Raw genomic sequence first — 21999 nt, forward strand, 5'->3', positions numbered from 1 at the left:
AGCGTGGACCTTCCTGCTGCGGCGGACAGGAAGACCGCAAGCTTGACTTTAAGGTGATCGTTCGTCTTCCGGCAGAATGAGGTGCGGATGGAGTGACGCGATCGTCCATGGCCGCATGGTGAGTTCCCTCTGGAGCGGAGGAACCCTTGGCGCACGCTTGATCCGCGGTGTGAGATGCCGGATCCCCGGTCTGCCAAGGAGNACCGGAATCCTCCGGCTTCACCTGCGGAGCCGCGGGCAACCGTGCGCCTCACCCTGGAGGTCCTGCGCGACGACCAGTCGTCCCGTCCCGTCCCGTCCCGTCCCGAGCCGTNACCGGGCGGGTGGCTGGCGTGTGTCGGTGGGATAGTTCGGTCCGGTAGGCGGGCTGCCGCGCCATCGACAAGGTAGCGGCGGGCACGAGCCGGCCGGCCGGCGTCCACGGTGCTGATCACCTGGCCGTCGTCGACGAAGTTCGGACTGGCGAGTGCGGAGGTACGACATGCGTGGCGAACCCGGGGGGCGTCCGGGCCTGGTGGCCATCGCGCTGGCCGCCCTGCTGACCGCCGCCGGCTGTGGTGGCTCCACCGTCGCCACCGGCACGAGCCCGCTCCCGACCTCCGCGACGTCTCCGACGTCCGCGTCGGCGGTCCCGGCGGCGTCGGCGGCGAAGGTGCGGCTGTCCTCGGCAACACCCTCATCGCCGGCGGTGGCCGCCGGGAGCGGCACGTCGGCGGTCCCGCGGTGCGAGGCGGGGGACCTGACCGTCGCGCTCGGTGCGGCGGACGCCGCGGCCGGCGGGCAGCATCAGCGTCCGCTGGTGGTGACGAACCGGTCGCCGCGGCGCTGCGCCGTGACCGGCTATCCCGGGGTGCGGTTCGTCGCCCGCGACGGATCGGCCTACGACGTCGTGCGATCGCCGCTCGTCCGACCCGGCCGGATCGACCTGCCGCCCGGCGCCGACGCCCGGGCGAATCTGACCTACCTGACCACCGAGCCCGGCGACAGCGGCGCGTTCCTCCCCGCGCGCGTCCTCGTCACCCCGCCGGACACGACCACCGCGGTCGAGCTGCGCTGGGACGGCGGCCCGGTCCTCGACCAGTCGGGCGCCACCCATCCGGGCACCTACATCATGGCCTTCACCGCCGCGTGAGTCTGTCCTGCCGCGTGAGTCCGTCCTGCCGCAGGGGCGTCGCCGACCGACGGCAGTCCGCCGGTCAACGACAGCGACGGGCGGCCCACTCGTCGGCGAGCAGGGCGTAAACGATCTCGTCGGTCCACTCGCCGCGCAGGAGCTCGTTGCGGACGAAGTACGCCTCGCGGCNCAGTCCGAGTCGCTGCAGGACGCGGGCGGAGGCGCCGTTGCGCGCGTAGATGCGCGCGACGATGCGGTGCAGGCCGAGCTCGTCGAAACCCAGCCGCAGCAGCTCGCGGGCGGCCTCGGTGGCGTAGCCGCGGCCGGCGACCGCGGGGTCGAAGATGTAGCCGACCTCGCCGCCGCCGTGCTCGCGGCTCGTCCACGTCAGCAGCACGTCGCCGACGAGCGTGCCGGAGTCGGCCTCGATCACGGCCAGACCCAGGGTCTGCCCCTCGTCGTCGAGCTCGCCGCGGGACCGTTCGATGCGGTCCAGCACGCCGGCGCGGTCGAGCACGCCGTGGGGCACCCAGTGCACCACGTCGGGCCGCGCCTTGTACGCCAGCATCGCGTCGGCGTCGTCCGGGGTGGACGGGCGCAGCAGGAGCCGCGCGGTTCGCAGCGGGTAGCGCGGGCGAAGGGCTACGTTGCGGCTCATCTCGTGACGGTAACGCCGGCCCCCGTCCGGCCTGCCCGGCGCGGCCGGCGTCCGGTCCGTACCAGGTAGTTTCCGGACGCACATTAGGTACTGTCCGGTCAGGTACTTCCCACGACGTTCGGGGGAAAGGGTTGCGCGCCAGACTGCGGGTGTTCGTCAGCCACACGTCGGACATGAACAAGTATCCGACTGACCNGGCCTTCGTGCGGGCGGCGTTGGACGCCGTGCGTCGCAGTGGGCACACCGCCATTTCGATGGACGACTTCCCCGTCGTCAGCAAGGTGCCGGCGTCCTTCTGCGAGGAGAAGGTCCGCGAGTGCGACGTGTACATCGGGGTCATCGGCCTGCGGTACGGCTCGCTGGTGGCCGGCGATCCGCGCGGCGCCGCCGCGCCGGCGAACGTCCCCGGCGTCGGCCAGCCGAAACCGGACTCGACGGACTCGACGGACGCCGTCGTCCCGCCAGGTCAGACGGCCGTCTCGTACACGGAACTGGAGTTCCGCACGGCGGTCGAGAAGAAGATTCCCNGGCTGCTGTTCCTGCTGGACGAGGACACTCCCATTCCGCGCAAGTTCACCGACAGGGATCTCGGGCCGGTCGATGCATTCCGGGAGCGGCTGCGAAACGCCGACGTGATTGTCGGCTTCTTCCGCACCGCGGACCACCTGGAAGCCCAGGTCACGCTCGCACTGTCCCAGCTGGTCGACAATGGCGCAGTCGATGCCGCGCTTGTCGCCAAGCGGATCGCAGACAGGTCGCCGGTCACGTCCGGGACCGCCCCGCAGCCCCCGGACCTGACCGGCCTGACCGCCGCTACCGACCAGGCCGGCACAGGTGCGGCGGACACGGATGCGGCTGGCAGGGATACGGCCGGTGCGGCCGGTGCTGCCGGTGCTGATGACGCGGGGCGCCGGTTCCGCCGGCGGGGAACGTTGCCATACGTGCTTGGCGCGGCGGTCCTCGCCGGCGCCGTCGCCGCCGGGGCGGTCCTCGGCGCGGGGCTGGGCCGCCCGAGATCGTCGCACGCCTGCCGGGCGCCCGACCCGCTGACGGCGCTGCCGGCCGCGGCCACCTGGGTGGGATCCTTCGACGAGCAGTGCATCGGGTTCAGCGACGGGGCGTACACCTTCGACTCGACCTCGCCGGATCTCGCCGCGCTGCTGACCACGATCGGCCGGCAGAACGCCGCGCTCGCCGGCAAGGGCGGCGTGTACACGGTGGTGGTCGCGGCGCCGCTGACCGGGAGGCACCCCCCGCCGGGCGGCGGACAGGCCGACTCGCCGACGACCGTCGGGCAGGGGGGACTGAACGAGCTGCTCGGGGCCCAGCTCGCGCAGGCGGCGACCAACGCCGCCGCGGATGCCCCGGGCGCCCGTTCCCGGTCCCGGATCCGGCTGCTCGTCGCCAACGTCGGCTGGCACTCCGACGGCGCGCTCACCGTCGCCCGGCACATCGACGAGGTGGCCCGCGCCGATCCCGGCCTCGCCGGGCTCCTGGGCCTGTTCCAGAGCACCTCCGCCGCCCGTCAGGCGGTGGCGTTGCTCAGCGGTACCACCGGTATCCCCATCGTGTCGTCCACGGCCTCCGACGACGGCTTCACCCGGCCCGTCGGGCCACCCGGGCAGACCCGCCGCGCGTTCGACTGGTACTTCCGGGTCGGGCCGACCAACCACCGGGAGGCGGAGGTCATCGCGAGGGCGATCCCCGAGATCATGAAGCGGGAGGAGCGCGGCGACCAGCCCATCCGACCGTTGATCGTCTCCGCCGGGGCGGGTAACGGCCCGAAGGACGCCAACCCCGACCACTACAGCGACAACCTCGCCGAGGACATCAGAACGGAGCTGGGTCGAGTGCCGCGCGCCGCGCCGGCCGTCCGCGTGTCCTTTCCCGAGACTGCGCGGGCGGAGGCGGCCAGCGCCGCGGACGGCGGCCCCACCGTGGTGGGCGTGCTCGGCCATGACCTCAGCGAGCGCTGCACCGGCCCGCAGCCGCCGAATTTGATCATCTACACCGGCCGGACCACCAGCGTGAACACCCTGCTGGGGGCGTTGACCGGGTCCGCCTGCGGCCGGGCGGACCCGCGTCTGCCGATCATCTCCGGAGACGACGCGATGGAGCTGGAGACCGACCCGGGGGAGATCGCGGCGGGCGCCCTGGGTCGCCACACCTTCTACTTCGCCGACTTCGGCCTTGCCCAGCCCGGCGACATCCCGCCGTCCTACTCGGAGCAGACCGGCGCGGACGGCACCGTGCCCCGGCAGTGGGCGACGCAGGTGCGCGACACCCCGCAGCGGCTCATCTCCGGGCACACGATCGTCGCCTTCGACGCCCTGTCGGTGCTGGCATGGGCCATCGGCGCCGCCGAGCTCAACACCCCGCCGCCCGGCCAGCTCCGCGCGAACATCAAGGCGGTCCTGAACCTCACCTGCGGCGATCTCGCCNGCGCCGGTGCGAACGGCTACATCAGCTTCGACCGGTACGGCGACTCGACCAGCGCACCGGTGCTCATCCGCCGGTTCGACCCGACAGACNCCACGGTGACGACCATCGCGCCCGGCACGATCGCGCAGAGCCCGCGCCGCCCCGCCGCCGCGGTCNCCAACTGCACCGTCCTCTGATCCGGCGCCGTCCGCCACGGTGGTCGCTCGCGGTGGTCGCTCGCGGTGGTCGTCCGCGGTGGTCGTCCGCGGTGGTCCTCTGAGCCGGTCGCCCCGGCGACGGCGCCGGGCAACTGGTTGCGTCCGGGCACAACCGCGGTTGACGATCGGAGGGTTTGGCCCGCGGGCCTGGAGGGGAGCAGCGTGGTTGCGCAGGACCAGGGCCCGGGGCGGGCCACACCGTCGCCCCCGTCGTTCGTGCCGGCGACACCGGCCGCGGACCTCACCGGGGACCCTCCCGAGGACGCGCACTTAGGGCCTGTGTCCGCCGGAGGGACGCCCGCCGCCGGCAGCGGCGGCAGGGGCAACCGCGTCGCCCGCACCGGGTCGGGGGCCGGTTCAGCGTCGGAGTCGGACGGTGAGCGCCGGGATCGGCAGCTCATCCTGCTGACGTGCCTGGCGGGGATGTTCGCGACGACGTTCACGGCGACCGTGCTGTCCGTGTCGATCCGCACGGTGGCCGGCGACCTGCACAGCAACGTCGACGTCATCTCCTGGGCGGTGACCGGCTCGCTGCTCGCGCAGGCGGTCGCGATGCCGATCCTCGGCCGGGTCGGCGACATCCGCGGGCACCGGCGCACCTTCCTCGTCGGCTCCGTGCTCNCCGTGGTGTTCTCGCTGGCGACCGCGGTGGCCTGGGACCCGGTGTCGCTCATCGCCTTCCGTGCATTGGCGCAGGTGGCGGGCGCCGCGACGATCCCCGCGTCGTTCGCGATGCTGTTCCACGCGTTCCCGCCGCACGAGCGGGTGCGGCCGTCGGCCTGGGCGTCGGGGGTGCTGTCGGGGGCGTCGGTCAGCGGGCTGGCGATCGGCGGGCTGGTCATCGACTCGATCGGGTGGCGGCCGCTGTTCGTCATGCAGGCCGGGATCGCCCTGGTCCCGCTGATCGCCGCGGTGAAGGTGCTGCCGGTCGACGTCGGCAACCGCAGCCTGACGCTGGACAAGACCGGCGCGCTGGTGCTCGGCGCGGCCACGTTCGCGCTGACCTTCGGGGTCAACCGGGCCGCCGGCTGGGGGCTGCGGCCGATCGTGATCGGCCTGCTCGCGGCCGTCCCGTTGCTGCTGTGGCTGCTGGTCGTGGTCGAGCGGCGCACCGCCATGCCGGTCATCCCGACGGTGCTGCTCGTCGAGCGCGACATCCGGGCCGCGGGGGCGAGTTCGTTCCTGCTCGGCGCCGCCCACATGGGCAACTTCCTGGTCACACCGCTGCTGCTGGAGGGGGTGTTCGGGCTGTCGGTCGCGGCCACCTCCCTGGTGACGATGACCCGCACCCTGTCGATCGCGCTGGCCGCGCCGTCGGCGAGCCGGCTGGGGGCCTGGATCCCGCCGCGGGTGCTCGCGGGCGTGGCCGGCGGGGTCTACACGATCGCCCTGGCCGTGCTCGCCCTCGGCACCCAGTACGACCAGCTCCCCGTGGTCATCGCCGGTCTGATCGTCAGCGGCCTGGCGTTCGGGCACGCCCAGCCGCCGCTGCTGGTGATCACCGGCAACGCCGCCGCCGCCGACAGCTTCGGCCTGGCCACCTCGCTGCAGCAGACCGCCAACCAGATCGGCGCGGTGATCGGGATGAGCCTGCTGTCGGCGATCGTCGGCGACGCGGTGCGCGCCGCCCCGTTCACCGTCGCCTACCTGGCCGCCGCCGGCCTGTCCGCCGCCGCCGGCCTCGCCATCCTCTTCGCCCGCCGCTCGCCCACCCTGCCCCTGCCTATCCAGAGGGATAAATCGGACACGAGAGCCTCCGGATAAGCAGGACCGCCCGCCGCCCGCCGCCCGCCGCCCGCCGCCCGCCGCCCGCCGCCCGCCGCCCGCCGCCCGCCGCCGGCCCGCCGCCGCCGTGGGCTGGCGAGCGCGGCGCGGGCGTCAGCGATGCGGGCCGTTGCGGTCGAGTTCGGCGAGCCAGGCGGCGGGGCTGGCGTCGGACGGGGCCCGCCAGTCACCGCGGGGCGACAGCGTGCCGCCGTAGGAGACCTTCGGGCCGTTGGGCAGCGCCGAGCGCTTGAACTGCGACGCCATGAAGCGGCCCAGGAACTCCCGCAGCCAGCGCACGATCGTCGGCAGCTCGTAGGCGTGCCGCTCGTCGTCGGGGAAACCGGCCGGCCAGCCGTCGGTCAGCGCGTCGCGCCAGGCGTGCCAGGCCAGGAAGGCGATCTTCGACGGCGCCAGGCCGTGGCGCAGCAGGTGGTACAGGAAGAAGTCGTGCAGCTCGTAGGGGCCGATGNGGTCCTGGGTGCTCTGCATCGCGCCGGTCTCGGCGTCGGCGGGGACCAGCTCGGGGGAGATCTCGGTGTCGAGGACCGCGGTCAGCAGCTTGCCGGTGTCGGCGTCGAACTGGTCGTGGCTCACCGCCCACCGGATGAGGTACTGGATCAGGGTCTTGGGCACGCCGGCGTTGACGGCGTAGTGGCTCATCTGGTCGCCGACGCCGTACGTGCACCAGCCCAGTGCCAGCTCGCTGAGGTCCCCGGTGCCGACGACGAACCCGCCGTGGTGGTTGGCCAGCCGGAACAGGTAGTCGGTGCGCAGCCCGGCCTGCACGTTCTCGTAGGTGACGTCGTAGTCGGCGGCGCCCTCGGCGGCGGGATGGCCCAGGTCGGCGAGCAGCTGGCGGGCGGCGGGGCGGATGTCGATCTCCGCCGCCTCGACGCCGAGCGCGCGCATCAGCGCCCACGCGTTCGCCTTCGTCTCCGCCGAGGTCGCGAAGCCCGGCAGGGTGTAGCCGAGGATCGTCGTGCGCGGCACCCCGAGCCGGTCGCAGGCCTTCGCCGCGACGATCAGTGCGTGCGTCGAGTCGAGGCCGCCGGAGACGCCGATGACCATCCGTCCGCCGCCGGTCGCCCGATACCGCCGGGCCAGGCCGTGGACCTGGATGTTGAACGCCTCGTAGCAGTCGAGGTCGAGCCGCTCGGCCGTGTCGGGGACGAACGGGAAGCGCCGCTGGTGACGGCGCAGCCCGACGTCGCGGCGGTGCGGGCGGTGGTCGAAGCGGACCGTGCGGAACCGCTGCTCGGGCCGGCCGGCGACGGCGGCGCTGTCGTGGAACGTCCCGGTGCGCATCCGCTCCTGGCGCACCCGGGCGAGGTCGACGTCGGCGACGAGGAGCTGGGGGGTGTCGGCGAAGCGTTCGGACTCGGCGAGCAGATCCCCGAGCTCGTGGATCGTGCCCTGCCCGTCCCAGGCCAGGTCGGTGGTGCTCTCGCCGGTCCCCGCCGCCGAGTAGACGTAGGCGGCGAGCGCCCGCGCCGACTGGGCGGCGGACAGGTGCGCGCGGTCGGCGGCCTTGCCGACGACGATGTTCGACGCCGACAGGTTCGCCAGCAGCGTTGCGCCGGCCATCGCCGCGTACGACGACGGCGGGATCGGCGCCCAGTAGTCCTCGCAGATCTCGATGCCGACGACGAGGTCGGCCAGGTCCGTCGCCTCGAAGATCAGGTCCGTGCCGAACGGGACCGTCCGCCCCGCGACGGTGATCTCCTCCCCGGTGACGCCGGCGCCCGAGGCGAACCAGCGCTTCTCGTAGTACTCGCGGTAGTTCGGCAGGAACGTCTTGGGCACCACGCCGAGGATCCGCCCCCGCGAGATCGCCAGCGCCGTGTTGTAGAGCCGCCCGCGGTGGCGCAGCGGCGCTCCGACCAGCAGCAGCGGCCCGAGCTCGGCGCTGGCCCGGCACACCGTGTCGACGGCCTGCTCGACCGCGTCGAGCAGCGCGTCCTGCAGGTGCAGGTCGTCGAGCGCGTACGACGACAGCCCGAGTTCGGGGTAGACGACGACGTCGACGCCGTCGGCGTCCGCCCGGCGGGCCAGCGCGACGGTCGCCTCGGCGTTGCGGGCCGGTTCCGCGGTCACCACCAGCGGCGTGGCCGCCGCGACCCGCGCCAGGCCGTGGCTGTGGATCGCGGCGAACTCCCGCCGCGGCTTGCGGGACCGGACCGGGNCGCCGAGTGCCGGCTGGGCCGCCTCGTCGAATCCCGGCTGGACCGCCTCGCCGAACTCTGGCTCGGTCACATCGCCTCGCATCCTGTTGTCGGCGCACCGTCCGCAATGTCGCCCTCCCGCGATTGTCGCCCTCCCGCGAACGGGTGAGCACGTTCGATCCGCCCGCACCCCCGGTGGTGCNAGCGGCGGTGCGGTGCGTGGCGGCCTGCGGCCGTGGGAGCGGGCCCCGGGCCGACCCGCGCGCGGGGTGCCGTCCCCGGCCCTCGCCGACCGGCCGGGCGGCGCAGCGCCCTGNGCAGCACCGATGCCGACGCCTACCGGACGGCAGGTCACCTCGAAGGCACTCAAACAGGGACTCACACCGGTAACTTCCGTCCTCCGGGAAGGGAAGGAAGTCCCTCGCCGCTGCGTCATCCCGCGTCGACTCTGGGTGTATGGGTCAGAAGACGATCGATGGTAACGAGNCCGCCACCTCGGTGGCCTACCGGGCAAGTGAGGTGATCGCCATCTACCCGATCACCCCGGCGTCGGCGATGGGAGAGCTCGCCGACGCCTGGGCGACGAAGGGCCGGGCGAACATCTGGGGTGCGGTCCCCGAAGTGGTCCAGTTGCAGAGCGAGGGCGGCGCCNCCGGCGCCGTGCACGGGGCGTTGCAGGCCGGCGCCCTGTCGACCACGTTCACGGCCTCCCAGGGCCTGCTGTTGATGCTGCCCAACATGTTCAAGATCGCCGGCGAGCTCACGCCGATGGTCCTCCACGTCGCCGCCCGCACCATCGCCACCCACGCGCTGTCCATCTTCGGTGATCACAGTGACGTGATGGCCGCGCGCTCCACCGGCTTCGCCATGCTCGCCTCCTCGTCCCCCCAGGAGGCCCACGACCTGGCCGCGGTCGCGCACGCGGCCACGTTGGAATCCCGCGTTCCGTTCCTGCACTTCTTCGACGGCTTCCGCACCTCGCACGAGCTCAACGAGGTCGCCGAGATCGACGACGCCACGCTCGCCGAGCTGCTGTCCGCCGAGCGCATCGAGGCGCACCGGCTGCGCGCGCTGTCCCCGGACAGCCCGGTGATCCGCGGCACCACCCAGGACCCCGACACCTTCTTCCAGGCCCGGGAGGCGGCCAACGCCTACTACGCCGCCGTCCCCGGGATCGTGCAGCGGGCGATGGACCGGGTGTCCGCCGCCACCGGGCGGTCCTACCGGATCTTCGAGTACACCGGTCACCCCGAGGCCGAGCGGGTCGTCGTCGTCATGGGCTCGGGCCGCTCGGCGGTGCGTGACGCCGTCACCCGGCTGGTCGCGCGCGGCGAGAAGGTCGGCTTCGTTCAGGTCCGGCTCTACCGGCCCTTCGACGGCGCGGCGTTCCTCGCCAGCCTGCCGGCGACGGTCCGCTCGATCGCGGTCCTCGACCGGACGAAGGAGCCGGGCGCGCTCGGTGAGCCGCTGCGCCTGGACGTGCTCGCCGCGCTCGCCGAGCGGCCCGAGAGCATGCCGCGGGTCATCGGCGCCCGCTACGGGTTGGCGTCGAAGGAGTTCACCCCGGCGATGGCGGCGGCCGTGTTCGACGAGCTGGCNCGCTCCCAGCCGCGCCGCCAGGTCACCGTCGGCATCCACGACGACGTCACGAACCTCTCCCTCGCCGTCGACGACCACGGCCACCCGGAGCCCGACGACGTGCGGCGCGCGGTGTTCTACGGGCTCGGCAGCGACGGCACCGTCGGCGCCACCCGTGCCACCGCCGGCATCGCCGCCGACCACACCCCGCTGCACGCGCAGGCGTACTTCGTGTTCGACTCCAAGAAGTCGGGCTCGATGACGGTGTCGCACCTGCGCCTGTCGCCGCGCCCGGTCGACGCCCCCTGGCTCATCGACGACGCCCAGTATGTCGGCTGCCACCAGTTCTCGCTGCTCGAACGGGTCGACGTCCTCGCCGTCGCCGCCACCGGCGCCACCGTGCTGATCAACAGCCCGTACCCGGCGGAGACGGTGTGGGAGCACCTGCCCGCCAACGCCCAGCGCCACCTGCTCGACCGGGACGCGCGCCTGTTCGTCGTCGACGCCGACCGGGTGGCCCGCGAGNCCGGCCTGCCCGGGATCGTCAGCCCCGTGCTGCAGACCTGCTTTTTGACCCTGTCCGGGCTGCTGGCGGCCGACACGGCGGTCGCGGCGGTCAAGAACGCCATCCGCATCGCGCAGGGCAAGCGCGGCGAGGCCGTGCTGCAGCGCAACTTCGCCGCCGTCGACGCCTCCCTCGGCGCGCTGGCCCAGGTCGACCTGACCGGTCGGACGGTGGGGGAGCGCGCGACCCGGCGCCTGTCCGGCGACGCCCCGGTGTTCGTCAAGGAGGTCACGGCCCGGATCATGGCGGGGGAGGGGAACCTGCTGCCCGTCAGCGCGCTGCCGATCGACGGCACCTTCCCGGTCGGCACGGCCCGCTACGAGAAGCGCGCCATCGCCCACGAGCTGCCCGTCTGGGACGCCGACCTCTGCATCAACTGCGGCAAGTGCACGATCGTCTGCCCGCACGCCGCGATCCGGATGACCGCCTTCGACCCGGCGCTGCTCGCCGACGCGCCCGCGACGTTCAAGTCGCGCCAGCCGAAGGACAAGGACCTGGCGGGGCTGCGGGTGACCATCCAGGTGGCGCCGGACGACTGCACCGGTTGCAGCCTGTGCGTCAAGGTCTGCCCGGCGACCAGTAAGGAGAACCGGGAGCACAAGGCCCTCGAGATGGTCGACGCCGCGCCGCGGCTGGCCGAGGAGCGCGCCGGCTGGGCGTTCCACGAGACGCTGCCGGCGATCGACCCGACGCGCGTGTCGGCGGACAGCGTCCGCGGCTCGCAGCTTCGCCAGCCGCTGTTCGAGTTCTCCGGCGCCTGCTCCGGCTGCGGCGAGTCGCCGTACCTGAAGCTGCTCACCCAGCTGTTCGGCGACCGGATCCTCGTCGCGAACGCCACCGGCTGCTCGTCGATCTTCGGCGGCAACCTGCCGACGACGCCGTGGACGACGGGTGCCGACGGCCGCGGCCCGGCCTGGTCGAACTCCCTGTTCGAGGACAACGCCGAGTTCGGCCTCGGCATGCGCCTGGCGCTCGACAGCCGGGCGCGCGAGGCCCGCCGGCTGCTGATGGCCGCCGCGGGGGTCGTCGGCGACACGCTCGTCGACGAGCTGCTGGGCGCCGACCAGAGCACCGAGGCCGGCATCCTCGCCCAGCGCGGCCGGGTCGCCGAGCTGCGCCGGCGGTTGGCCGGCGCCGAGCACGACGCCCGGCTCGACCCGCTCGTCGACAACCTCGTCGACAAGAGCGTGTGGATCGTCGGCGGCGACGGGTGGGCCTACGACATCGGCTTCGGTGGCCTCGACCACGTGCTGGCCTCCGGGCGCAACGTCAACGTGCTCGTCCTCGACACCGAGGTCTACTCGAACACGGGCGGGCAGGCGTCCAAGTCGACGCCGCGCGGCGCGGTCGCGAAGTTCGCCGGCGGCGGCAAGCGGACCCGCAAGAAGGACCTCGGGCTCATCGCCGCCGCCTACGGCGACGTCTACGTCGCGCAGGTCGCCCTCGGCGCCAACGACCAGCACACGGTGCGGGCGTTCAACGAGGCGGCGAGCTGGCCCGGCCCGTCGCTCATCGTCGCCTACAGCCACTGCATCGCCCACGGCATCGACATGACCGACGGCCTGTCGCACCAGAAGGCAGCGGTGAAGTCGGGCTACTGGCCGCTGTACCGGGTCGACCCGCGCGCCGAGCAGGCGTTCAGCCTGGACTCGCGCAAGCCGTCGATGACCTACGCCGAGTTCGCCGCCACCGAGTCCCGGTTCACCCGGCTCGGCGCGGTCGCCCCCGATGTGGTCGCCGAGCTCGAGGGCCTCGCCCAGGACGACATCCGCGCCCGCTGGGAGACCTACGAGCACGAGGCCGCCGCGGCCCCCCGCACCCCCGACGGCTCGCAGACCTGACCGCCCGACCGCACCGGGCCCCCGCCCGACCGGGCCCCGCCATCCCCTGCCCGAACGGGCAGCCATGCCCCACTCGGGTGCCGTTCCCTGCTTATCCAGAGGCCTCCGTGTCCGAAAAATCCCTCTGGATAGGCGCGGGCGCGGGCGCCGGGGCGGGGGCGGGCGCGGGGCGGGCGCGGGATCTGGCGGTGGCCGGGCGGTGGGGGCCCGGGTGGGTCAGGCGCGTCGAGGTTCGGCGGCGTGCCACGTAGTGTCGGCATGTTCCGGCGGATTTGCGCCGGTTTCGAGTGTTTCTAGTCTGGAGGATTCGGCGTTGACGGAGAAGGTTGGTCCGGAGTGGGGGCCGCTGGCGGCCCTGGCCGGCGAGTGGGAGGGCGACCAGGGTGTCGACGTCGCCTTNGGCAACGTCGAGGGTTCGATGATCACCACCCCGTACCGTNAGCGGGTCACCCTGAAGCCGTTCGGTCCGGTGGACAACGGCTCGCAGCACCTCTACGGCCTCGACTACAAGATGGCCGCCTGGCGGTTCGGGGAGGAGAACCCCTTCCACACCGAGCTCGGCTACTGGCTGTGGGACGCCGAGCTCGGCCACGTCATGCGCAGCTTCCTGGTGCCCCGCGGGCAGACCCTGATCGCCGGCGGCGTGGTCGCGCCGGACGCGACGAGCTTCACCCTGCGCGCGGAACTCGGCTCCACCACGTACGGCATCCTGTCCAACCCGTACCTGGCCCGCGCGGCGAACACGACCCTGTACGAGGTGGCCATCACCGTCAACCCCGACGGCAGCTTCGCCTACGACGAGACCACCACGATCGACCACTCGCGGGTCCCCGGCAGCCCGGTCGCCCACACCGACCGCAACGTCCTGCGCCCCGTCGGCTGACACACGTCGGCTGACACACGTCGGCTGACACACGTCGCCTGACACACGTCGGCTGACCCACGTCGGCTGGGCGCCCGGCCCCTGGCTCCGCCGGACCGTGACCCCGCCCGGACCGTGACCCCGCCCGGACCGTGACCCCGCCCGGACCGTGGTCGCGGCCTGACACCGGTGGCCCGCAGTTGCGGTGCGTTCCGTCCGGTTTTCGCCTCGAGACCGTACACAGCGCACCGCAACCAGCGCACCAGCAACCGGCGGGGTGGAGGCCTCGCAGCCACCGAGATCGAAGCCCTCGGTGCCAGGTGGTCATCGTGCTGGACCCCGGGGCAGGTCGCGTAGCATCTGGCCGGGATCACCACGCCCTGGTGTGTGGCCGCGGGCTGGGCGCTGGACCTGTTCCGCGGCACGCAGACGCGCGAGCACGGGGACGTCGAGATCGCGGTCCCGGCCGCGAACTTCCCCGAGATCCGCGGCCGCTTCCCCGGATACGCCTTCGATGCGGTCAGCAGCGGCCGGATCTGGGNGAACGCCACACCGGACGTGCTGGCCGCCACACGCCAGACCTGGCTACGCGACACCTGCCGGCCGCCAGCCAACCCACTCGAAGTGCCTTCATCCCGGCTGTCCAACAGCGCGCAAGCCGAGGCATGATTGCATCATGGAGATTGCGGAAGGCACGGTCGTGGTTGTGCGCGATACCTTTGNGGAGGACCGGGCCCCTGTAGTCCTGGCCCTGCTACGGGAATANGGCACCGAAGAGTGGNACTGTGAACCTGATCGTGTGCGCCGAGCTATCGTGAAACTCGGTCAGGGTGACGTGGATCAGATCAGACACTATCTCAACGTCGCCAAAATAGACTACCGAGACGTGCTCTACTACTCGGGAGACTACTGAACCTTCTTTATGTCCGACTCGGGCTCGGCCCGTCGGAAGCAACGTGTTGGCCACTCCCGCGGTGTACCTGCGGGCGAGTGTTCCCCGAAGCTGACGGCGGTTCATCCCGGCCGGTCATCGAGCTTCCGCTGTTCGGCTGTCACCGGCTTCGATCGTCCGCCTGAGCCCGGTGTACTCGAGCGCAGCGTAGACCGCCGCGACCGCCGCTCCGACGATCATGAACGCGGTGCCGAAGGTGGTGAGCGATATCAGGTCGGTGGCCGTCACCCCCAGGCAACCGAGTCCGGACACGACGTTCAGGCCGACAACGGTCCAGCCGAGACCGGGCGGAATGGCCGGCCTGGTCGCGACGAAGGCAAGTGCGGCCGCGCCGGCCAACTGATAGATCCCGAATCCGACCGAGAACGCGACCGGCATCCCGGTGGGAGATGCCAGCAGGCCACTGGCCGTGATCAGGACGACGCCCATCACGGCGGTGCTACCGCTGTCGATGCGCAGAACGAGGCGCAGCAGCTGGCCGTGGAGTCGTTCTACCCGTTGGAAGAGCAGACGGCTCAGATCCTTCGTCGACTCGCAGAGCCAGCGTGACCTCTCGCCCACCTCCGGGTGGATCGCGGGTCAGATCGGTTGGAGGACGTCGCACGCGGCGGGGCGGAAGGCGCGGCGTGCGCTGTGCACGNCGCTCCCTGAATCCAGGATGTCACTCTGGATCGAGGTGACGATGTCGACGGCGCGGTCCACGAGGGACTGGATGCCGAAGGTGAAGAAGACGCTGCCCATCGCGAGGTCCCCGAGTGCGAACAGCCGCCGGCTCGGGCGACCGTCCACCGTCAGGCGGCTGGTGGCGCGTTCGAGGCGAAACCCGCCGCGCGGATGCGGCTCGGCCAGGCCTGCGTCCACCAGCGACGTCAGCATCGGCGCGGTGAGGTCGGTGGCGCCGCCGAGGCGGCCGTTGACGGCGTTGACGACGACGGCGGCCCGATGCCTGCCGTGGGCGGAGCTCGCCACGAAGCCGCCGTCGCCCGGCTCGGCCCCGTCGGCCCCGTCGGCCCCCTCGGTCCACTCGATTCGCTCGATCCGTTCGAGTCCGCCGATCAGCTCGAGCTGCCCGGACTCCAGCAGGCCCAGCAGCGCGACAGCGCTGGCGGGCGGCATCGGGCAGCACAGGCTCATGAAGGCGCGGTGGTGCGTGGCCAGCAGGCGGTCCTTGTCGCGTTCGGGCAGCAGCGGCCAGACGTCCGGCCCGACGTCCGGCATGATCTGCTGCAGGATGCGCAGCGGGCCACCGGGTGCGTTGACCGCACCGAGCTGCCGGCGCAGCCGGTGCGTGGGTTCCTCCCGGCGCGCGGCGTCGATCTCCGTCCGCACGGCGTCGAGGTTCTCGCCCGCCGCCGCNAGCTCGGCGCCGATCATGACGATCAGGTCGGCCAGCGCCAGTGATCCACCGGAGGCGGCCATCGCCCGGAACCGCGCCGCGGTGACGTGGCGCGGAGTGAACCGGGCGGGCCGCTGGCGTACGGCGGGCAGGACCGCCTGGCGGGAATGCAGCCGGATCCTGCCGGTGTGTCCGCGGGCGGCCAGGGCGAGGGTCACGTCGACCGCGGTCAGCCCGCTGCCGATCACGGCCAGGTCGTCGTCCCGGCGGATCGCGGCCAGCCTCTCGGCGGCCGGGTAGGGATCCCGAACGAACCCGGTGCAACCAGCCAGCCCGTACGGGTCGGCGGGTCTGCCCGCGCCGGTGGCGAGGACCGCATAGTCGACCTCGTGCTCCTCGCCGTCCGCCGTGCGCAGAACCAGGCCGTGGCGGGTCGGCACGGCGCGGTGCACCATCCGCCGGTGCAGCTCGACGCTCCAGCCACGCGCGGCCAACGTCACCAGCGCCACCCGGGCGGACTGCTCCAGGTAGTTGCCGTACAGCGCCCGCGGGATGAACGGCGCACCGGAGACGGGGTCGAGGAAGGACGACTCGGCGCCGACGACGAGCCTGCGGGCGGCGAGCCACTCGGCGAGATGGCGGTCGTCGCCCGCCCGTACGGACATGTCCCGCGGTATCGCGTTGACCCGCATCGCGTCCAGGTCCGGCTGATAAGGGCGNCCGCGCCACAGGTGTCGACCACCGTCGAATATCGCCAGGTTGCCGGCGGGAAGGTCATGCTGGTGGGCCAGTGCGTCGAGAAGGCAGACGGCGGACGCGCCGCCGCCGATCACGCCGATCCTCGCAGTGGCTGACATCGACTACCTCACCTGTGGACGCTGCGGAAGCGGAGGTGGTCGTCCACCGCCTCGGCCGCCATCCCCATCGTCACCTCGACGGCGGTGTCGGTCACATCGAGGTCGCCGACGGGCTCGCCGGGCCGGACTGGGCGACCGTGTCCGTGGGCCGTGGGCCGCGGGCCGTGGCCGGATCCGGATCCGGGTCCCTCGGCGGAACCCTGGACGTCCTGGCGGGGCAGGAGCGTCGGCGTCGAGGTCGTGCCCGGCAGCGTGGCGCGGTGCTGCACGCGCCCGGCCACTCTGAGGTGGGCGCTTCGAGGAGGTGGGCGCTTCGAGGAGGTGGGCGCTCCGTGGCAGACGCAGCGGCCACACACGGCCGGGGCCGCACGACGGCGATCGTGGATACGGGTGCTCGCTGCACGTCATTGGAGAGCTACGGCCTGCTCGGCCCGTCCTCGACCTGGGTGATCAAGATGTTCCGCGGAACCGCGCCGGTGCCGTTGGAGGCTCACCCGGCTGCACGCTGTTGGTCCCCCGGACAGCCGGCTCAGGGCAGCCGAGCGGCGAGGGCGGTCAGGGCCGGCAGGGCGGCGAGGGGGAGGGAGACGCCGGCACCGGGGCGGATCTCGGGCTGGGCGGGGTTGATGCGGATCAGGCGGCCGGCGAGCGACTCGGCGGTGCGGCGCACGGTCGGCACGGCGGTGCCCGCGCCGATCTCGACGACCACCAGCGGGCCGGCGTCGCCCGGACCGGTCACCTCGTCCAGCCAGGACTCACAGGTGCGCAGCGCGGCGTCGGTCCGCTCGCTCACCCAGGATCCGTCGCCGAACATGAGGATGTTCGGCCGGGCCAGGTCGCCGCACGACGGGCAGCGGGGCAGCGGCTCGCCCGCGCGCATCGTCTCCGGATCGACGTCCACCTCGACGCCGTCCGCCGGCCAGATCTCCCCGCCGCACGGGCCGACGCACTGGAGGTGGTGGATGGAGCCGTGGACCTCCGCCACCGCGTCGATGCCGGCCCGTTGGAACTGGCCGTCGACGTTGGACGTGAACACATACATCCCGCCGGGCAGCCGCGCGCCCCACCGGCGCAGCACGGCGAAGCCCTCGTGCGGCCTGGTCGCCCGGTACAGGCCGAGGCGGTGGCCGTAGAAACCCCAGGCCAGCGTCGGATCGTCGCGGAAGTGGACCGGGTCGGCCAGCTCCACGAACGACAGGCCGAGGCGTTCGTACGGCGGGTAGGCCCGCCAGAAGCCGGCGTCGCCGCGGAAGTCCGGCAACCCCGAGTCCACGCCCATGCCGGCGCCCGCGCACACCAGCAGCGCGCCCGCGCCCGCGAGCAACGCCGCGGCGGCGTCCAGTGCGGCCTCGACCGTGGCGGCGGGTCGTCCCGCCGAGGCGGTCACGGGTGGGCGGCGGCCCGCCTGGCTGGCGTGGGTCATCCCTGCCATTATGGGCGATCCCTGCGCGGGCTCTCTGCACGTGATCGGTGCGTGGCGGCCGCGCGACTCCCCCCCGACCCCATGACGATCATGGTGTTCCGCGGAACCGCGCCGGTGCCGTCGGAGGCGCACCCGGCGGCGCCTCTCGGCACCGGGCGCGCTTCCGTCCGCAGTCGGGCGTGTCCGGTGCCCTCGACGTGCAACGGGAGGGCGGACGGAATGTGCTTTCAGGTTGCCGCGGAGGTCTGCTGGCCGTCGGGGGCCGGGGGTGGCAGGACGTGCGGGGCCGGGCGAAGCCCGTCGACGAGCAGCGCGAGGTAGCGGCGGCGGTTCAGGCCCGCCGGGTCGTCGGGGCTGACCGTGGCCAGGGCCATCACGACGACCGCGGACAGGTCCCGGCGTTCGAGCTCGGGGCGGACCACGCCGGCGTCGCGGGCGCGGCCGAGCAGGCGTTCCATCGACTCCAGGTAGCGGTGCACCCCCTCGACGTGGAAGGCGTCGGTCTCCCGGGCGAGGGCGAGGATCACCTGCCGGCCCGCCAGCGCCGCCACCGTGGCCTCCAACGCGCCGACGAGGTCGTGCCACGGGTCGTCGGTTTCCCGGGTCAGCCGGGGCACGATCTCGGTGCTGACGAGATGGTCGAACACGGTGCGCAGCAACTGGTCGCGGTTGCGGAACCGGCGGTAGACCGTCGCGACCCCCACGCCGGCGCGCCGGGCCACCTCCTCCAGCGTCACGGCCCGCCCGACGTCCTCGAAGGCCTGGTCGGCCGCGGCGATGATCCGCTCGTAGTTGCGCGCCGCGTCGACGCGCAGGCCCCGCCCGCCCGTTGCTTCCACCGGGGCACGCTAACAGCGCGCGGCTCGTTCCCACGTCGGGTGGGCGGCGTCCGAACCGGTCACATGAGCGACACCACGGCCGTCGGCGGCGATTCGTGCGACACATCCGGCCTTGTCGGGTTAGAACATGGTCATCGGGGCTAAGGACGAAGGCATGCCCGCTGACACCGACGGCGCGCCTGCCGCCACCCCGCCCATCCCGGCATCATCCGCGGCGCCGGCAGCCTCGGCGGAGTGCGAGCCGGTGAGCGAAAGCCTGACGACACCACCCGCCCCGGCCGAGCTGCCGCCCGAGGCCCGCGACGCGATCCCGCTGCAGCAGGACGGCGGCGCCGGCAAGAGCGAGAGCGGTCTCACCGTCGCCGTCGCCTTCGTGGCCAACCTGGTCATCGCGATCGCGAAGACGGGGGCGGCCCTGCTCACCGGCTCCGCCTCGATGGTCGCCGAGGCCNCCCACTCCTGGGCCGACACCGGCAACGAGGTCTTCCTGGTGATGGCGAACCGTCGCTCGCGCCGCCCGCCGGAGCCGGGTCATCCGCTCGGGTTCGGCCGCGAGGCGTACGTCTGGGCGCTGTTTGCGGCCATGGNACTGTTCGTCGCCGGGGGCGCGGTCTCGATCACCCACGGGGTGCAGGAGCTGTTCGCGGGCGAGTCCGGCGGGGACTACCTGATCGGCTACATCGTGCTGGCGGTGTCGTTCCTGCTGGAGGGGACCTCGTTCCTGCAGTCGGTGCGCCAGGCCAGGCCCGAGGCCGCGTCGATGAACCGGGACGTCCTCGAGCACGTGGTGGAGACGTCCGACCCGACGCTGCGCGCGGTCTTCGCCGAGGACTCGGCGGCGCTCGCCGGCGTCGTGATCGCGGCGCTCGGGCTGGCGCTGCACCAGATCACCGGTGTGGCGGCCTTCGACGCGCTCGGCTCGATCCTGGTCGGGGTGCTGCTCGGGGTGGTCGCCATCGTGCTCATCAGTCGCAACCGGCGTTTCCTCATCGGGCAGGAGGCCGACCCGCAGGTGCGCGCGGCGACGCTGCGGGCCCTGCTGGCGCTGCCGGAGGTCGACCGGGTGACACGCCTGCGCCTGGAGGTCGTCGGCCCACGGATGATCACCGTCGTCGGCGATGTGGACCTGATCGGCGACGACATCGAGCCCAACGTCGCCCTGCGCCTGCGCGGGGTGGAGGCCAAGCTGTCCGCCTCGCCCGCCGTCGTCGACGCCGTGCTCAGCCTCTCCGCCCCCGACGAGCCCTCCCTCGACCCCGACGACACCCCCGAGCCCACCCCCGCCGCCGCCTGACCGCAACGGCACCAGGGCGCAGGCCGCCTGCGGTGCGGTGTGCACGGTCTGACGGACCGGATGGTGCACGACGCACCGCAGTCCGTCTCGCGCACCGCAGCTCGCGACGACGCGGCATCACCACCCTGGGCCGGGGCCGGCAGGTCCGGGGCCAGCCCCGGGGCCAGCGCCGGGGCGGAGAGGGTCCTGGCCGGGGGCGGAGCGGCCCGTGGCGACGCTGACCGCGCCGAGTGCGGCGGAGACGCGTCGCGCGGGGCGTCCCCGCAGCAGTGCCATGTCCAGCACGATGTCGCACTGGAGCACCGGGTTGTACCAGGCGAACCGGTAGCGGCCCTTCGGGTTCCGGCGGCCCGGCCGGGGCAGCCCGCCGGTCCAGGGCGCGGTGGGGCGCGCCGGCCAGACCGCCAGCACCTCCCGGCGTCCCAGCCGGATCACGTCGGCGCGGACGACCTCCGGCCAGGCGCGGTCGTACCGCTGCCCGTTGCACAGCGCGCGCAGGCCGTACGGGCCGATCGTCAGCCTCGGCGGCCGAAGGCCGAAGCGCAGCCGCCACCAACCCGGGAACAGCGCGCCGGCGCCGAGGACAGCGAAGATGCCGGCCCCCAGGAGCGCGGCGGAGATGCCACTGGAGTTGTAGCCCCGGTAGGTGAACAGGAGGTCGACGAGGACGATCAACGCCACAGCCAGCAGGACGACGCCGACGCCGACCAGCAGCGAGCCGACGACCAGCAGACGCCGCCGCCGTCCCGGGAAGACGACGTCGGCGACCGCGGGGTGGCGGGGCACCTGGGCCGGCCGCGGGGGAGGCGTCCGCGGGCCTGGGGAAGCCTGCGGGCCTGGTGGTGTCTGCGGGCCTGGTGGTGTCTGCGGCGGGGGCGTCCGTGGGGGTGCGGGTGTCTGCGGCGGGGGCGTCCGCGCGGGCGGCGGGGGCTGCGGGGGCTGCGGAGCTGGTGGGGGTGGCTGGTAGGTCGCGGCCATGATCCGGGTCGGTGAGCGGGGGGCGTCCGGGGTCTCCCACCAGACGGACGGGTCCGGGCGTGTCGGCGGCAGGTGCGCGCCGATCGCGGCGGCGTGCTCCGCCACCAGGCTGATGACCGACGGCGGCCAGGTCTCGGCCGCGACCTCCACCCCGTCGGCGAACCAGCGCAGCAGCGCGTCGGGGCGGGGCCGCGCGGCCGGGTCCTTCGCCAGGCAGGACCGCAGCACGTCGCCGAGATCGGCCGGCACCCCGGTCAGGTCCGGGGAGCCGTGCACGACCCGGAACAGCATCGCGGCAGGGTCGCCCCGCCCGAACGGGCCGCGCCCGGTGGCGGCGAAGACGAGGACGGCGGCTGCGGAGAACACGTCGGCCGCCGGCCCGGCGGCACCACCGGCGGCCTGCTCCGGCGACATGTAGGCGGCGGTGCCGACGACGTCGCCCGCCCGGGTGAGCTCCGTGTGGTCGGCGGCCCGGGCGACGCCGAAGTCGATCAGGCGCGGTCCGTCGGCGGCGAGCAGGACGTTGCTCGGCTTCACATCCCGGTGGACGATGCCGGCGCGGTGCACGGCGACGATCGCCTCCAGCACGCCGGCGCCCAGCCGACGCAGCACCGTCGGCCCGAAGGGCCCGCAGCGCGCCACCGCCTCGTGCAGCGAGGGCCCGGGCACGTACTGGGTGGCCAGCCACGGCGTCGCCGCGTCCGGGTCGGCGTCCACGACCGGGGCGGTGAACGCCCCGCTGACCAGCTTCGCCGCCGCGACCTCCCGCCGAAAACGGTCACGGAAGCCGCCGTCCCCGGCCAGCTCCGACCGGACCATCTTGACGGCCATCAACCGACCGGAGGGCGAGGTGGCCAGGAACACCCGCCCCATGCCGCCCTCACCGATCCGGGCGCGCAGGTGGTAGGGCCCGATCGTCGACGGATCCCCCGGTTCAAGATTCTGCATCGACGCGTCCGTCCGCAGAACTCATCACACTCCGTCGTGGGGGGGGCTGGGGCCAGGGCTGTGGGTCACGGCTGTGGGTCAGAGCCATGGGTGTGGGCCATGGGTGTGGGCCATGGGTCAAGGCCTGCCGGAGGGGCTTCGCCGCGTGTCGTGACGACGCCCTTCGGTCAGGACCAAACTAGTGCA

9 protein-coding genes and 15 pseudogenes are annotated in these 21999 nt (G+C 73.3%); 14 read left to right on the forward strand and 10 right to left on the reverse strand.

Annotated features, from left to right (window positions below; all coding sequences use genetic code 11):
• Nucleotides 1-481: 481 nt before the first annotated feature.
• Nucleotides 482-1132, forward strand: a complete 651-nt coding sequence (locus tag UK94_RS09625; protein ID WP_157734179.1) for a DUF4232 domain-containing protein — start codon at nucleotides 482-484, stop codon at nucleotides 1130-1132.
• 172 nt (nucleotides 1133-1304) lie between these two features.
• On the opposite strand, the pseudogene UK94_RS09630 reads toward UK94_RS09625, so the two are convergent.
• Nucleotides 1305-1856, reverse strand: a pseudogene (locus UK94_RS09630) (GNAT family N-acetyltransferase); the annotation flags it as partial.
• 65 nt (nucleotides 1857-1921) lie between these two features.
• Here UK94_RS09630 and UK94_RS73300 point away from each other — a divergent pair.
• The 4 genes and pseudogenes from UK94_RS73300 to UK94_RS09640 all read left to right on the forward strand — a co-directional run.
• The coding region (locus UK94_RS73300; protein ID WP_268761282.1) for a hypothetical protein at nucleotides 1922-1967 on the forward strand (46 nt) is incomplete at its 3' end.
• 1 nt (nucleotide 1968) lies between these two features.
• A pseudogene (locus UK94_RS45950) lies at nucleotides 1969-2299 on the forward strand (DUF4062 domain-containing protein); the annotation flags it as partial.
• Between the two features lie 2274 nt (nucleotides 2300-4573).
• A partial coding sequence (locus UK94_RS45955; RefSeq protein WP_235487221.1) for an MFS transporter occupies nucleotides 4574-5032 on the forward strand: 459 nt, incomplete at its 3' end.
• A gap of 1 nt (nucleotide 5033) precedes the next feature.
• Nucleotides 5034-6175 (forward strand): annotated as a pseudogene (locus UK94_RS09640) (MFS transporter); the annotation flags it as partial.
• Between the two features lie 114 nt (nucleotides 6176-6289).
• On the opposite strand, the pseudogene nadE reads toward UK94_RS09640, so the two are convergent.
• Together nadE and UK94_RS09645 are read right to left on the reverse strand one after the other, a co-directional pair.
• A pseudogene (gene nadE / locus UK94_RS45960) lies at nucleotides 6290-6647 on the reverse strand (NAD(+) synthase); the annotation flags it as partial.
• A gap of 1 nt (nucleotide 6648) precedes the next feature.
• Nucleotides 6649-8320: pseudogene (locus UK94_RS09645) on the reverse strand (NAD(+) synthase); the annotation flags it as partial.
• 539 nt (nucleotides 8321-8859) lie between these two features.
• On the opposite strand from UK94_RS09645, the gene UK94_RS45965 reads away from it, so the two are divergent.
• From UK94_RS45965 to UK94_RS09655, 6 genes and pseudogenes are all read left to right on the forward strand, one after another.
• Nucleotides 8860-8991: hypothetical protein (locus UK94_RS45965; protein WP_235487308.1), on the forward strand; the 132-nt coding region annotated here is incomplete at its 3' end.
• Between the two features lies 1 nt (nucleotide 8992).
• Nucleotides 8993-9938: pseudogene (locus UK94_RS45970) on the forward strand (pyruvate:ferredoxin (flavodoxin) oxidoreductase); the annotation flags it as partial.
• A gap of 1 nt (nucleotide 9939) precedes the next feature.
• Nucleotides 9940-10443 (forward strand): annotated as a pseudogene (locus UK94_RS45975) (2-oxoacid:acceptor oxidoreductase family protein); the annotation flags it as partial.
• Between the two features lies 1 nt (nucleotide 10444).
• Nucleotides 10445-12324, forward strand: a pseudogene (locus UK94_RS45980) (4Fe-4S double cluster binding domain-containing protein); the annotation flags it as partial.
• 298 nt (nucleotides 12325-12622) lie between these two features.
• A pseudogene (locus UK94_RS75935) lies at nucleotides 12623-12723 on the forward strand (FABP family protein); the annotation flags it as partial.
• Nucleotides 12724-12764: 41 nt separating this feature from the next.
• Nucleotides 12765-13207: pseudogene (locus UK94_RS09655) on the forward strand (heme-binding beta-barrel domain-containing protein); the annotation flags it as partial.
• A gap of 1006 nt (nucleotides 13208-14213) precedes the next feature.
• On the opposite strand, the gene UK94_RS09665 reads toward UK94_RS09655, so the two are convergent.
• From UK94_RS09665 to UK94_RS09685, 6 genes and pseudogenes are all read right to left on the reverse strand, one after another.
• Nucleotides 14214-14699, reverse strand: coding sequence for a hypothetical protein (locus UK94_RS09665; protein WP_200912775.1), 486 nt, complete (start codon nucleotides 14697-14699; stop codon nucleotides 14214-14216).
• Between the two features lie 796 nt (nucleotides 14700-15495).
• Nucleotides 15496-16193 (reverse strand): annotated as a pseudogene (locus tag UK94_RS45990) (FAD/NAD(P)-binding protein); the annotation flags it as partial.
• 1 nt (nucleotide 16194) lies between these two features.
• Nucleotides 16195-16331, reverse strand: a pseudogene (locus UK94_RS45995) (hypothetical protein); the annotation flags it as partial.
• An 8-nt stretch (nucleotides 16332-16339) separates the two neighbouring features.
• Nucleotides 16340-16600 carry a hypothetical protein gene (locus UK94_RS09675; protein ID WP_157734180.1) on the reverse strand — a complete coding sequence of 87 codons (261 nt, stop codon included), beginning with the start codon at nucleotides 16598-16600 and terminating at the stop codon, nucleotides 16340-16342.
• Nucleotides 16601-16860: 260 nt separating this feature from the next.
• Nucleotides 16861-17763: a Sir2 family NAD-dependent protein deacetylase gene (locus UK94_RS09680; RefSeq protein WP_235487223.1), complete on the reverse strand. Its 903-nt coding sequence runs from the start codon at nucleotides 17761-17763 to the stop codon at nucleotides 16861-16863.
• 218 nt (nucleotides 17764-17981) lie between these two features.
• Nucleotides 17982-18593: a TetR/AcrR family transcriptional regulator gene (locus tag UK94_RS09685; protein ID WP_011604409.1), complete on the reverse strand. Its 612-nt coding sequence runs from the start codon at nucleotides 18591-18593 to the stop codon at nucleotides 17982-17984.
• 154 nt (nucleotides 18594-18747) lie between these two features.
• Here UK94_RS09685 and UK94_RS46000 point away from each other — a divergent pair.
• The 3 pseudogenes from UK94_RS46000 to UK94_RS46010 all read left to right on the forward strand — a co-directional run.
• Nucleotides 18748-19044: pseudogene (locus tag UK94_RS46000) on the forward strand (cation transporter); the annotation flags it as partial.
• Between the two features lies 1 nt (nucleotide 19045).
• Nucleotides 19046-19180 (forward strand): annotated as a pseudogene (locus tag UK94_RS46005) (cation transporter); the annotation flags it as partial.
• A 1-nt stretch (nucleotide 19181) separates the two neighbouring features.
• Nucleotides 19182-19887 (forward strand): annotated as a pseudogene (locus UK94_RS46010) (cation transporter); the annotation flags it as partial.
• Nucleotides 19888-20004: 117 nt separating this feature from the next.
• Here the strand turns inward: UK94_RS46010 and UK94_RS09695 are convergent.
• Nucleotides 20005-21813, reverse strand: a complete 1809-nt coding sequence (locus tag UK94_RS09695; RefSeq protein WP_011604411.1) for a serine/threonine-protein kinase — start codon at nucleotides 21811-21813, stop codon at nucleotides 20005-20007.
• Between the last annotated feature and the right edge of the window lie 186 nt (nucleotides 21814-21999).

It is taken from the genome of Frankia sp. AvcI1, from assembly GCF_001420875.1.
GTDB classification, from domain to species: Bacteria; Actinomycetota; Actinomycetes; order Frankiales; family Frankiaceae; genus Frankia; species Frankia alni.